General features: G+C 46.4%; 10 protein-coding genes. 5 read left to right on the forward strand and 5 right to left on the reverse strand.

Annotation, left to right across the window (positions count from 1 at the left end; genetic code table 11):
- Window positions 1–5: 5 nt before the first annotated feature.
- Both ABIO93_RS22810 and ABIO93_RS22815 read right to left on the reverse strand, forming a co-directional pair.
- Window positions 6–1,370, reverse strand: a complete 1,365-nt coding sequence (locus tag ABIO93_RS22810; protein ID WP_348071986.1) for a TolC family protein — start codon at window positions 1,368–1,370, stop codon at window positions 6–8.
- Window positions 1,371–1,419: 49 nt separating this feature from the next.
- Window positions 1,420–2,034: a TetR/AcrR family transcriptional regulator gene (locus ABIO93_RS22815; RefSeq protein WP_348071988.1), complete on the reverse strand. Its 615-nt coding sequence runs from the start codon at window positions 2,032–2,034 to the stop codon at window positions 1,420–1,422.
- A gap of 217 nt (window positions 2,035–2,251) precedes the next feature.
- Between ABIO93_RS22815 and ABIO93_RS22820 the strand changes: the two genes are divergently transcribed.
- The gene (locus ABIO93_RS22820) at window positions 2,252–3,808 is read left to right on the forward strand and encodes a sulfatase (RefSeq protein ID WP_348071990.1); all 1,557 of its coding nucleotides are present in this window, start codon (window positions 2,252–2,254) and stop codon (window positions 3,806–3,808) included.
- An 88-nt stretch (window positions 3,809–3,896) separates the two neighbouring features.
- On the opposite strand, the gene ABIO93_RS22825 is transcribed toward ABIO93_RS22820, so the two are convergent.
- The gene (locus ABIO93_RS22825) at window positions 3,897–4,355 is read right to left on the reverse strand and encodes a hypothetical protein (RefSeq protein WP_348071992.1); all 459 of its coding nucleotides are present in this window, start codon (window positions 4,353–4,355) and stop codon (window positions 3,897–3,899) included.
- A gap of 214 nt (window positions 4,356–4,569) precedes the next feature.
- Here ABIO93_RS22825 and ABIO93_RS22830 point away from each other — a divergent pair, with 214 nt between their 5' ends.
- The gene (locus ABIO93_RS22830; protein ID WP_348071994.1) at window positions 4,570–5,376 is read left to right on the forward strand and encodes a metallophosphoesterase; all 807 of its coding nucleotides are present in this window, start codon (window positions 4,570–4,572) and stop codon (window positions 5,374–5,376) included.
- Window positions 5,377–5,419: 43 nt separating this feature from the next.
- A complete protein-coding gene (locus ABIO93_RS22835) occupies window positions 5,420–5,977 on the forward strand; it encodes a hypothetical protein (RefSeq protein WP_348071996.1) in 558 nt (185 codons plus the stop codon).
- On the opposite strand, the gene ABIO93_RS22840 is transcribed toward ABIO93_RS22835, so the two are convergent.
- Window positions 5,978–8,680 (reverse strand): PAS domain-containing protein, encoded by a 2,703-nt coding sequence (locus ABIO93_RS22840; RefSeq protein WP_348071998.1) that lies wholly within the window; start codon window positions 8,678–8,680, stop codon window positions 5,978–5,980.
- Window positions 8,681–8,816: 136 nt separating this feature from the next.
- Between ABIO93_RS22840 and ABIO93_RS22845 the strand changes: the two genes are divergently transcribed.
- Together ABIO93_RS22845 and ABIO93_RS22850 are read left to right on the forward strand one after the other, a co-directional pair.
- Window positions 8,817–10,529: a hypothetical protein gene (locus tag ABIO93_RS22845; RefSeq protein ID WP_348072000.1), complete on the forward strand. Its 1,713-nt coding sequence runs from the start codon at window positions 8,817–8,819 to the stop codon at window positions 10,527–10,529.
- A 42-nt stretch (window positions 10,530–10,571) separates the two neighbouring features.
- Window positions 10,572–11,084, forward strand: coding sequence for a DUF1440 domain-containing protein (locus ABIO93_RS22850; RefSeq protein ID WP_348072002.1), 513 nt, complete (start codon window positions 10,572–10,574; stop codon window positions 11,082–11,084).
- A gap of 363 nt (window positions 11,085–11,447) precedes the next feature.
- On the opposite strand, the gene ABIO93_RS22855 is transcribed toward ABIO93_RS22850, so the two are convergent.
- Entirely contained in the window at window positions 11,448–12,251 is an 804-nt protein-coding gene (locus ABIO93_RS22855; protein ID WP_348072004.1) for an AraC family transcriptional regulator, read from the reverse strand.
- Window positions 12,252–12,295 lie beyond the last annotated feature (44 nt).

Below are 12,295 nucleotides of genomic sequence, written 5' to 3' on the forward strand. Positions count from 1 at the left end.
ATTGTTTAATTAGAAAATACATAGCTTGCTTTTGCCCGTTCCAGCTCAGCCGTGCGGGTTTGTACATTCAGGTAAGAAATACTTTGTTGCAGCTGATCATTGATTAACCTGTTCTGGGCGTCCAGCAGCTCAATGTAAAGCAGCTGGCCTTCACGGTACAATTTCTGCTGGTCTTCGTAATACTGTTTCGAAAGCGCTGTCTGGCTTGTGGAGGCGCGGTAAATCGTCACCGCAGATTTCAATTTATTTGCAGCCGTTTGTGACTGTAATTCAAGCTGTTGCTCTACCTGGCTCAGTTGTGCCGAAGTAGCATTCCTGTCCATGACGGCCTGCTTGGTTTTGTACTGCACCCGGTTTGCAGCGAAAACACGCCAGTCCAATGTCACCCCAAAAAGATAGTAGCGCGTGTCATTATTAAATTTGATAAAATCTCCTTGCGTACCCAGGTCCATAAAAGTCGACAGCTTTGGTAATGATGACGCTTTTGCTAACTGACCCGATAATGTGTTGATTTTCAACAATGATTCCAATTTGACGAGCTCCTCTCTCCTACCCGAGGCAGCAGTGTCCGGTTCAGGTGCCAGCTGCGCCGGTGCCTGTCCATCAATGCGCGAATCGAGGGGCGCATTCAGTAGGAAATTGAAGTAACCTGCCGCATTCACCGACTGGTTTTTAGCATCCTCCCATTTCGCTTCCAAGCCGATCAGTTCATTCTCTGAGCGGCTCACCACCGTCCTGATCGCCTTGTCATTTTTAACCAAAACCTGATTAAACCTGAGATTTTCCTTTGCCAGGGAAACGGCGCTTTCCAGTATCGTAACTGCCTCCCGTGATTGCATATAGGCATAGTAGGCGAACTTGATCTCCTTCACTAACTCGCGTCTGTAAACGTCAGCCTCTGCCTGCTGGAAATTGATCTGCTCTTTCCGGATCCGCGTGTTGTAAGTTATTTCAGCATTGTAGAGCGGCAACGAAGTCCTGAACTTGGCGTCGTAGTAATTATTAGGATTAAAAGTCTGGTTCACATTCTCAACCTGCGGAAATGCGGACGAGTTGGTTAGTTGATTTAATGAAGTGTAAACCGGGTTAAGCAGGTCACCAATAGGGATACTGATCTTCCGGCCTCCGCGGGAATCAAGATAAGAGCCATTGAAATTGACTTCCGGGAGAAAAAATGTCTTTGCTTCCTTCAAAGCATACATGCTTTTTTCGAGCAAAAATCCCTGCTGACGAATTCCCTGGTTGTTTTTCAAACCCTGCTGAATGTAGCCTTCCAACACGCTTTCCTGCGCCTGCGTCCGCCCGACCAAACCGGACAGAAAAAGTATGTATAGCAAATGCCGTAGCATTCCTCGAAAAATTGAATTCATGTAAGTGATGTTTATATAATGAACAGTGTTTAGCTGGGGGCAAATTTTTTTAGGTTTTTAGATTTTGCACGAAATTTTCAAAGGATGTATTCAGCATAGCCCTAACGACGTCATCTTCCATTTGGAGAATGCACATTCTCTCACGCACATACAACGACACCAGGCCGTGCGTGAACGACCAGACGGAGATAGCAGTGATGAATTTGTCCGCCGGCTTGATCATTTTTTGTTCGAGGCATTCGGTGATCGTTTCCAGGACGTACCCAAAAGCACAGTCACCAGCTGCCCATTTTTCCGCATTTTTAATCTGTGTCATGGGCGCCCGCATGATGAACATCAGATCATAGTAGTCCGGATTGTCGAATGCAAATTGAACGTAAGTTCTGCCTACTGCCGCCAAACGCTCGAATGGGTTTTCGATCACATCGTGAGCCCTGAAAAGTTTTTCAAGAATCGAGAAGGCATTTTCATGAATTTCAAAGAAAATCTCATCCTTATCCTTGAAATACAGATAGATAGTAGCAGGACTATATTCAATATCCTCGGCAATAGTCCGGATAGAGGTCTTGTCATAGCCTAATTTCAAAAACAACTGAGTAGCTGAATCGATAATTAGATTCCTCATATCCTGTTTCTCCCGCTCTTTTCTTTCCTTGATTGCCATGCGCTTTGTAATTACGCTGTGAATATAATAAACAGTGTTTAGTAAATGCAATATTTGGGAGTATAAATATTAGGAGTGGTTGAAAAAATGATGTCAACGGCGGTTGAAAGTCTGGCGCCATGCATGGGCTAAGCGAATTCTGGCACTGCCCTGAGTCCAATTTGGGCTTTAAACATGCAATACGTCTAGTACTTTTTTTTTAATTTTACCCTTAATTATGAAAAGAATACTTTCAATGTTGCTGGGCTTCGGGTTGGCACTTACTTTGCCTGTTTTTGGACAAAAAAAGAAAGGTGAAAAACCAAATATCATTGTCTTCCTCGTGGATGATATGGGCTGGCAGGACACTTCTGTACCTTTCTGGGACAAGGCAACGGATTTCAATAAACGCTATCGTACCCCCAACATGGAACGGCTGGCGCGCGAAGGCCTCAAATTCACGAATGCGTACGCAATGCCTGTATGTACTCCTTCCCGTGTGAGCCTGATCACGGGTGTGAACGCGGCGCATCACCGCGTGACGCACTGGACCTCACCAGACAAAAACAAAAACACAGATTACGCCGATTCCACATTGCAATCAGTGGATTGGAATATCAATGGTTTCAGCCCGGTAGCCGGAGTGGAGCATACTTTTCACGCTACTCCCCTGCCGGAAGTGCTCAAACAGAACGGCTATTACACTATTCACAGCGGAAAAGCACATTTCGGCTCAGCAGGTACGCCCGGCTCTGATCCCAGGAATGCGGGTTTTGAAGTCAATATTGCCGGTAGCTCTATCGGGCATCCCGCGAGCTATGCCGGTGAGGAAAATTATGACAGCCCGGTCAATGGTAAGCCTAACCGCAATGCAGTACCGGGACTCGAAGGTTACCACGGAACCCATGTTTTCCTCACCGACGCGATCACCACGGAGGCATTGAAAGCGCTGGAAAAACCCGTTTCAGAGAAAAAGCCGTTTTTTCTGTACCTGGCACATTATGCTGTCCACATCCCTTTAACGGCTGACAAGCGTTACATTGATCACTATCTCAAAGCAGGATTGGACACTACTGAGGCCAAATACGCCGCGCTGGTGGAGGGAATGGACAAAAGCCTGGGTGACGTGCTGCAATATCTTGACGATAAAAAACTTGCCGGTAACACCATTATCCTCTTCATGTCGGACAATGGCGGACTGAGTACTACGCCCGCCCGCGGCGGTAAGGCGTGGACGCACAATTTGCCTTTGAAAGCTGGTAAAGGATCTGTTTACGAAGGAGGTATCCGCGAGCCCATGCTAGTACGCTGGCCGGGCGTTGTGAAACCGAACACGGTAACAGATCAATATGTTATCATTGAAGACTTTTTTCCGACAATCCTGGACATTGCGGGCGTTAAAAACCCAAAACTGGTACAGTCCGTTGATGGGCAAAGCTTATTACCATTACTCCGAAATCCTGCTGCCAAAAACAACGACCGTGAGCTGGTCTGGCATCATCCCAATCGTTGGATCGCCTCTGAAGGGCCTAATATCCATTATTCCAGTGCATTCCGAAAGGGAGACTGGAAGCTGATCTACGATTACCGGAAATCGAAACTGGAACTTTATAATCTCAAAAATGACATCGGCGAACAAACTGACCTGGCCGCTTCCAATCCGCAAAAAGTGAAGGAACTGGCTATGCTATTTACCAAACAGTTGAAACAATGGAATGTGCAATGGCCGGTGTTTAAAGCAACAGGAAAGCAAGTGCCCTGGCCAGACGAAATCGCTCTGAAAAGACCGCACTAGCCGGCCAACCCCAACATTCGCTTTATTTTCACAACAAAAAACGCCACAGGTGACCTGCGGCGCTTTTGCATCATAGGCACGTAGAATGTTACCTGCTTCCGCCACTGCCTGGCAAAGAAGCAAGTTTAGCTTCATCATCGCTGATCTGTTTTCTAAGCGATTCGATATCTTTTCTCAGATCTTCCAGATTATCAGCTGCTCTTCTGGCTCTTTTCGCATCCCGGTGCGCTGAACCCGCGCTTTTGCTGGCGCGTCTAGCTAATTTTTTATCCTGGGCATCGTCGCCCAACTTTTCTGCAGCCTTTTTATTGTCTTCCGCTGCCTGCTGTGCAGTCTCAGCTGCTTTGGATGCTTCTTCTGTTTTTCCCGCTAATTCGTTCTCCAGTTTAGCTAGTTCCAACTTGCGGTCAGTTAGTTTTTTACTTAATTCTAATGCCTGTTTCTGGTCTTTCAAGATGCTGATAGAGTCCTTTGAAACTACTTGCGCAGACAATGACAATGTGAACAGTACAAGTCCCATTGCACCTACTATGCCTTTGATTTTCATGATCGTACTTAATTTAGATTTAAACTTGAAAACAGCCCCATTGCAATAACCGTGCCTGAAAATATCCATGCCTCAGATGCGCTCAAACCTGACAAATGCATGTCAGAAGTGAATAAATATAGTAAAGTAACTGGAATTATACCAATGAATTATGGGTTAGGATAAAACGGCCAGCATGGCGCTAATTCACTCTTAGGACATTAATAGTTACAAATTGAAATCTATACAACGTTGGACGTTTTTTGGTCTGGCACTAGCATTAAGCTCCTGCGAAGGGCTTTTCCAATTCAATCCCAATCAGGTTATTTTCAAAGACAGCGATAAAAACCTGAATGCCAGAAACATTGAAAAAATACAGGCACTACCTCCTGCTGACACTGTAAAGTTTATCGTCATGGGTGATTCTCAGCGCTGGTATGATGAATCCTCGGATTTTGTAGAAAGTGCCAATCAGCAGAAGGACATTTCGTTCGTCGTTCACGCCGGTGATATCTCAGATTTTGGCCTCAGCCAGGAGTACAAATGGGTCCACGAGATCATGTCCACTTTGAAATGCCCCTACGTAACGGTGATCGGTAATCACGATCTGATCGCCAACGGTGCGGCGTCCTATCGTAAAATGTATGGGGCGCTCAACTACTCCTTCGAAGCTGGTAACAACAAGTTCATTTTCATCGATAATAGCTCCCGCGAGTATGCATTCGACGGCTCCGTACCTGACATTGGCTGGCTGAGATCACAGCTCAAAGACAATCCCGGAAATAAGAATGCCATTGTCGTGGCGCATGTGCCACCTTTTGACGGGGATTTTGACAAAAACCTGGAAAAGCCCTACGCGGACCTGCTGGGTAATGATCCCAATGTACGATTGTCTCTATATGGCCATCAGCACCGTTTTCTGGACGGCGAGTTTTATAACGATGGCGTACATTATTACCTCACCACCAGCATGGGTGCAAGAGGATATCTCGTGGTTTCGACCTGGAAGGATGGTTATAAAGTGGATAAGGTTGAATTCTGAGATGACGTACAAATATTTTTTACCCCTGTTTTTACTCCTTTCATTGGCCGCTAACAGCCAGGACCTGCAACCCAGCAAGCCTGCGCGTAAATGGTACATTCCCGACCATTTGAAACTGCAATTTGCAGGTAATATCGGTTTTTTATCCGGCGGCCCGGGATATATTTCTCGTAATAAAACGCTGGAAACTGACCTGCTTTTTGGCTTTCTGCCCCAGAAATATGGCGGCGATGCATTGGTGACCATTACCGGTAAAACGACTTATTCGCCCTGGCGGATCCCTCTGAAAAACGCTCATTACATGGCTCCGTTTTCGCTTGGGTTCTACCTGAGCTATACGTTCGGTCCTCAGTTTGATACCAAATGGCCCACTTACTATCCCAAAGGTTATTACTGGTGGGCGACCTCCTTCCGGCCGGGGGCATACGTGGGGGGGAAAGTGGGACGCGACATTGTGCTGAACAAGCGCAGGCGCGGCCTCGAATTTTACTACGAGCTGGGTACGTATGATCTGTTGCTGATCAGTTACGCTCAAAATCCCAAGTACCTCAATTTAAGCGATATAGTGAGCTTATCGCTAGGCTTAAAGCTGGATTTTTGATCAGAGCTGTTCTGTTTTTGCGGAAATGTCCCTGATAATGTCATCCAGTGAGTAAGCGGAGATCAGGATATGGTCGAGCAATTCGGTTTTTTCAATTTCCGAGTTCTGGTAATTTTTGACCAGGTCGATCAGGCTCATTAGTCTCGCCAGCGGCGCGCGTATCACATGCGATTGCATCCAGGCGATCTCCTGGAATTTCTGATTTTGTCCTTCAATTTCACGAATGTACCGGAGCCGGTCAGTAACGTCATGACCAATGGAAATCCAGTGCGTCAGCATACCCTCATCGTCGGCGACGGGGTGAAGGGACAGATTAAGGTCATAACTTTCCCCATGACGCTGGTAGCAAACCGTTTCAGTTTCCAAAGGTTCCAGGTTCCTGATCGCATTCCTTAGCCTGCCAAAGTCATTTTTTGAAGAACTGAAACCTTTCAGCACCACCGGACTTTTACCCACAATGTCGGGCGCGGCATAGCCCGTCATTTTTGTAAATGCCGCATTCACATACAGAATTTTCAAACCCGCGATATCATCGGGATTAGACTCCGCTATCAACACCATATCATTGGTATTGGTAATCACCGAGCTCAGTAATTTCAGCTCATGCTCCTCTTGTTTTTGCCTGCTAACATCCCTTAGTACACCGATCATACGCACAGCATGACCATCGCTGTCTCTCAAAATATAGCCGTTTTCCACCACGTGGGCATATGATTGGTCCGCTTTTCTGAACCGGTAGTCAGCAGTCCACTTACTTTTCTCAACTTCTGACAACTGTTTTTGAAGACTTACCTCAGTTTTTTCGCGGTCTTCCGGATGCACGTGCCAGGCCCATTTCGCAAGCGGGTAATTGCCATCCACCAGATCAAAGCCAAACATCCTGTAAAACCCGAGGCCCCATTCGATGTGGTCGTTGGTCAGGTCCCAATCATAAATGGCATCATTGGTAGCCTTATTGACAAACTCATAAAGCTCGTTATTCTTCCGCAACTCGGTAACCAACGACTGCAATCTGTTTTTGCTGGCCATGATCAATTCGGAATTCTTTCTGTTTTCCAATACCACAGTCAAGATAGCAATCAAACGGTCGATGATTTTGATCTCATCCTCGGTAGGTGCTTTCACTTTATCATAGTAGGCCGCAAAAGTAGCTATCACAACATCCTCGGAAGATATAATCGGATGGGACCAGCATGCCAGTAAACCATACGGCAGGGCCAGTTGGCGGTAGTCTGCCCATCTGGGATCATGGGCAATGTCGCTCACAATGACACGCTCCCTGGTGAATGCGGCCGTACCGCAGGACCCTACATTATTATCGACGACGGTGTTTTCAATGGATTGAATGTATTCATCCGGTAACGACGGCGCGGCCCAGTTGTTGATCCTGTTATCGACAATTCCGACAATAGAACATTTCATATCGGGGAATATGCGTTCGATCCCTAGCAGATACTCATTTAAAACGTGTCGCAGGGTTGAAGTTTTTCGGGAGTTCAATTCCAGTACCGTTTTTTCCAGATGCTCAATGTCCTCCAGTCTTTTGGTCTCCGTAATGTCAACCATAAATCCGCGCAGCAATATCGGCCTGCCGCTTTCATGGATAACGGTCACCAGATCCTTGATCCAGATGATCTCGCCATCCGCTCGTTTCATCCGGTAATCGAAAGTATGGTTCCTTACTTCCAGGGTCTGGCGATGACAGTATCCTATCGCCATATCCACATCTTCGGCATGAATGTGGTTTCTCCAAAAATTGCTCTCGCCAAGCCATTCTTCAGGTGTATAGCCCAGTATCCGCTTCACCTGATCGCTTACAAAAGAAAATTCAAAGGTCTGCGCATCCGCTTCCCATACGATCCCGTCGATGGTCTGGATCAGTGACTCAAACCGGTTCCGCGATTCAATCAGTTCTTGCTCAATGATTTTGCGACTATGAATATCCTGAATGGTCCCATACATGCGTGTACAGACACCATTGTTGATTTCGGCCTTGCCCGTAATTCTGATCCAGCACGGGTTTCCCTTCGCGGTAATGATCCTGAGTTCCAGATCAAAAAGGGTGCCCTTCGTCAGTGTTTCCTGCGTTGCAGCAAAAAACTCCCCCCGGAACCCATCATCGTAAAAATCGGCGGATAATGTGAAGTCAGGTTCGTAATCGGCCTCCACCTCGTAAATCTCCTTCACGACATCCGACCATACCAATTTTTCATTGATCACATCTGCATCCCAGCTTCCTATTCTGGCAATCCGCTGGGTTTCGGACAAGAACTTATCATTTGAAAATGTGAAATCGTTAAGCCTGAACTTGGTGATCTCCGTCACATCGGCAACCGACCTGAGAATATATTCGATCTCGTTGTTTTCATTCAGAATAGGCGTATTAGTCGAAACCAGGTACCTGACTTCCGTATACCTGGCACCCGGCACGCTTACCACAAAACGCGAAACAGGGGTTTGATTAGACAAATGATCGTCCAGCAGCTTTTCCAGCAGATCTTTCCAGGGGGCCACATTCGTGTAGGGATATTCAGGATATGCTTCAAAATAGCCTTTTCCTACCAGCTGGTCCCTGGTCCGAGATACAAGGGCAAGATATGAATCGTTAACATCGGCAATAGTGAACTTCGGAGAATCGGGCAGCAATACCAGACTTGGTGCCGGGAGCGCTTTAAAAATCTGATAGATGAAGTCCTTTGCCATAAACCTTACGGATAGCTTGCTGGCGACAATTTAAAGGTTAAATGCCATATTTGTATCAACTTTTTTTTAAATTCCTACTTTTTCGGTCCATTGCCTGTCGTGACGCCTTTAAAGACTTTTCAAACCAATATTACTGATGAAACCCCTGCTACTGCCGATTACATTTGTATCCATTTTGCTTGGAATTACATTATTCTGTTACCAGCCTGGACCGGAACGTGCGGTTACCCTCGAAAATATAGCCGTATGCGGACCTGCTTATTCGGGCGTATCAGCGAAGACGGCCGAGGGCAAATTCATCGTCGCCCTACCCGGCTGGGGACATTACTCCTACCCTGTGACGGTGAAGTCCGACAGTGCTCAATTCTACTTTGATCAGGGCCTGAGCATGTATTACAGCTATCATTTCAAAGAGTCAGTAGCCTCATTTAAAGAGTCAGAAAGGTTGGAAAACAACAATCCTATGTCACTTTGGGGACAGGCGCTGGCAATGGGCCCCTATTACAATGCTGCCCACAGCTACACCAAGCCAGCCGGATTAGCAGAGGTATTGAAAAGCATGAATGAGGAAGCTGTGAGCGCGTCTCCCAAGGAAAAACAGCTCATTGAAGCAATGAACAGCCGCTACTCCGCCGACCCGACCGATTCGGACAGGCCGGCATTAAACCTGGCCTATGCGCAAAAAATAAAAGAATTAATTTCGCTACACCCTGATGATCAAGACATTGCAGTGCTATATATCGACGCCATGATGGTGATCCATGCCTGGGATTTTTGGAGTAAGGACGGTACTTCCAAACCATGGACGCCGGAACTGGTCCGTATTTGTGAAAAAGTATTGAAAACCAACCCCAAACATCCCGCCGCGCTACATTATTACATTCATCTGACTGAGGCTTCGCGTCATCCCGAAGTATCGCTCGGGGGTGCGGAAACATTACGTGACCTGCTGCCGGGCGTTGCGCATATGGTGCATATGGCCAGCCACGCGTATGAGAGGAGCGGACTTTACAGCAAAGGAGTGGAGGTAAATAATCTGGCAGACGACAACCTGCTTTACTACGACTTGCTGGCCAAAAACCTGTCACTGAACAAGCATTCGCCCCACTACTTCGCGGTGCAGAGTTATTGCGCCCTCAGCGGTGGCATGTACTCAGAAGCTATGCGCTATGCCAAACGCTGCAATAAAAGCGTTGCGCCCACGGCTGAAACTACCTACGACCAATACCTATATATGATACCCGTAATGACGCTGGTGAGAATGGGTAAATGGGACCTGATCTTGAAAGACAGCATTGTTCCCGACAGCCGCTGGACCTACGCAAGCCTGCTTTCTGATTTTGCAAAAGGCATCGCATTCGTCAATACCGGGCAAGTCGATTCCGCGGCGGTACATTTGGAGCAGTTACGTACTAAGATGAAAGACCCGATACTGACCCAACGAAGGATACCATTCAACTCGCCGATTCAAGTAGCCGGAATTGCAGAAAGTATCCTGAATGCCGCCATACTATTCGCCCGGAACGAACACGTACTGGCCATTGCCAGTCTCGAAAACGCGGTAAAACTGGAAGACAAACTGATTTACACCGAGCCAAAGGACTGGCCGATCCCTGCCAGACAATTTCTGGGGGCATATTTGCTCAAAAGTGGAAAGCCTGCGCAAGCTCAGAAAGTGTATCAGGAAGATCTGATATTTAACCCTGGCAATGGCTGGTCGCTGCTGGGCATGTACCAGAGCATTCGGGCGCAGGGCAAAAAACAACATCTGGCAAGTTACAAAGCCAGATACCAGACTGCATTTGCACATGCAGATCAGATTCCGTCGCATTCAGTTTTTATGAAATAGCCTAATAATTAGTAACTTATCCCGAATTAAACTGACTTTCTAATGGGTGGGTTAAAAATTAACGGACCAGGTTTCAAATCGGTTCTTTCAGCAACATTTGTGGCAGGTACCCTGGACATTGTTGCCGCAATTCTCTTGTATGCGGTTATCATGGAAAAAACCACCCCGTCGAGGATCATCATGTCCATAGCGAGCGCCGTTTTTGGTAAAGAAGCTTACTCCGGCGGCTTTCCAATGATCCTGACAGGCCTGGCATTGCATTTTCTGATTGCTTTTATATTCTCGTTATTTTATTATTTTCTTTATCAAAACATTAGCCTATTGAGCCGTAAGAGGCTTTTGAGCGGTATTTTATATGGTGTGTTCATCTGGCTGGTGATGAACCTCATCGTGCTGCGCCTGGCATTCCCCACCATGCCATCGCCTGATTTGCAAGCCGTCGCCATCGGGATCGCGATCGTGATACTGGCTGTCGGTATTCCAATTTCCTACATTATTTCGGCTGGAAGTCGCAATGCTTACGCCGTGGCTGGAAAATCCCGGGGTAACCTCTGAAACAGATCATGAAAACACTCGCGAAATACGACAAACTATCGAACCCAACCTGGTAGGCCGCTTCCGAGATCGGCATATTGCTCATGCCTATTCCGTGAACCAGCTCATTCGTTACTATCCTACACCAGTAGTAACGATACACCTTATACGCAAGAAGTCGAATTAGATTGAGTATTTTTAAGGATGTTCTCACCCACCCAATGGAAACTCTGGCTTGGGACGGGGATGACCGTTTTTCTTGCTGGCTACCAACAGCTTTTCACTACCTTGCTGCATCTACCTTGTAGATTCCGGCCCCTTAGTTGCGCTCTGAAACGTATCAGGCGGACATCCCCAGCGAGCGTCGTAATACCATCGAAGAACTCATAGCAATTGACTCGGCGTAACCCCATACTTCTTTTTAAATGCAAAAGAAAAATGCGAGAGATCTTCAAAGCCTACTTCGAGATATACCTCTGTGGGTTTTTTCTTCTTTTCGGCTAATTGATAGTGCGCCAGTTCAAGTCGTTTTTCGGTGAGCCATTTTTGAGGAGTAGCATTGAAAAACTTCCTAAAATCCCTGTTGAATGTCGATAAACTGCGGCCTGTCAAATAGCCCAGTTTTTCCATGGGCATATTGAACATAAAATTTCGCTGCATGAAATCAATCAGATCAATTTTTCCAGGATCGTCAAAGTTTGCCAGCACGCCGTCCACCGTCTTGTCAATCTCCCTCAAGATTGTGATTGCTTCGGTAATTTTCAGAGACGCGATACTTTCGGGAAATTCGCCCCTCACATCAAAGTAGGGTATCAAAGAAACCAGGCAACTTTCCAATAGCGGATGATTGCTCAGGCTGATTATTTTTTGCTCTGGCGTTACCTTTTTTTTAATTTCTATTTTTTCATAAAACCTTTTCAATCGTTCGGTAGTCAAATGCATGACTACCGTTTTGTGAGGTTGACCATTTTTCGGATAATTAACAATGGTCGCCAGTTGATTCCTCGGAATCAAAAATATGTCGCCCGTTTTGAAATAGTGGGTAGCATTTGCCTGTATGATCTTTGTTTCCCCTGAAATAAACCAGATTAGCATGTGATCATCAAACATCAGATCTGATTTAAACAGTTTGTCGTCATAGCTGGACAATTTGATCTCCTTTGTCAGGTACTTTGAAATGTGATCCATAGTTGAGTTGCGAATTCCGGTTAGACGAATACGGGCAATTCAAG

This window comes from Dyadobacter sp. (assembly GCF_039919315.1).
Lineage (GTDB): Bacteria > Bacteroidota > Bacteroidia > Cytophagales > Spirosomataceae > Dyadobacter.

Coding starts and splice junctions, on each gene's coding strand:
- ABIO93_RS22855 (WP_348072004.1), bottom strand. CDS start 12,251: ATGGATCACATTTCAAAGTACCTGACAAAGGAGATCAAATTGTCCAGC.
- ABIO93_RS22840 (WP_348071998.1), bottom strand. CDS start 8,680: ATGGCAAAGGACTTCATCTATCAGATTTTTAAAGCGCTCCCGGCACCA.
- ABIO93_RS22850 (WP_348072002.1), top strand. CDS start 10,572: ATGGGTGGGTTAAAAATTAACGGACCAGGTTTCAAATCGGTTCTTTCA.
- ABIO93_RS22825 (WP_348071992.1), bottom strand. CDS start 4,355: ATGAAAATCAAAGGCATAGTAGGTGCAATGGGACTTGTACTGTTCACA.
- ABIO93_RS22820 (WP_348071990.1), top strand. CDS start 2,252: ATGAAAAGAATACTTTCAATGTTGCTGGGCTTCGGGTTGGCACTTACT.
- ABIO93_RS22845 (WP_348072000.1), top strand. CDS start 8,817: ATGAAACCCCTGCTACTGCCGATTACATTTGTATCCATTTTGCTTGGA.
- ABIO93_RS22815 (WP_348071988.1), bottom strand. CDS start 2,034: ATGGCAATCAAGGAAAGAAAAGAGCGGGAGAAACAGGATATGAGGAAT.
- ABIO93_RS22810 (WP_348071986.1), bottom strand. CDS start 1,370: ATGAATTCAATTTTTCGAGGAATGCTACGGCATTTGCTATACATACTT.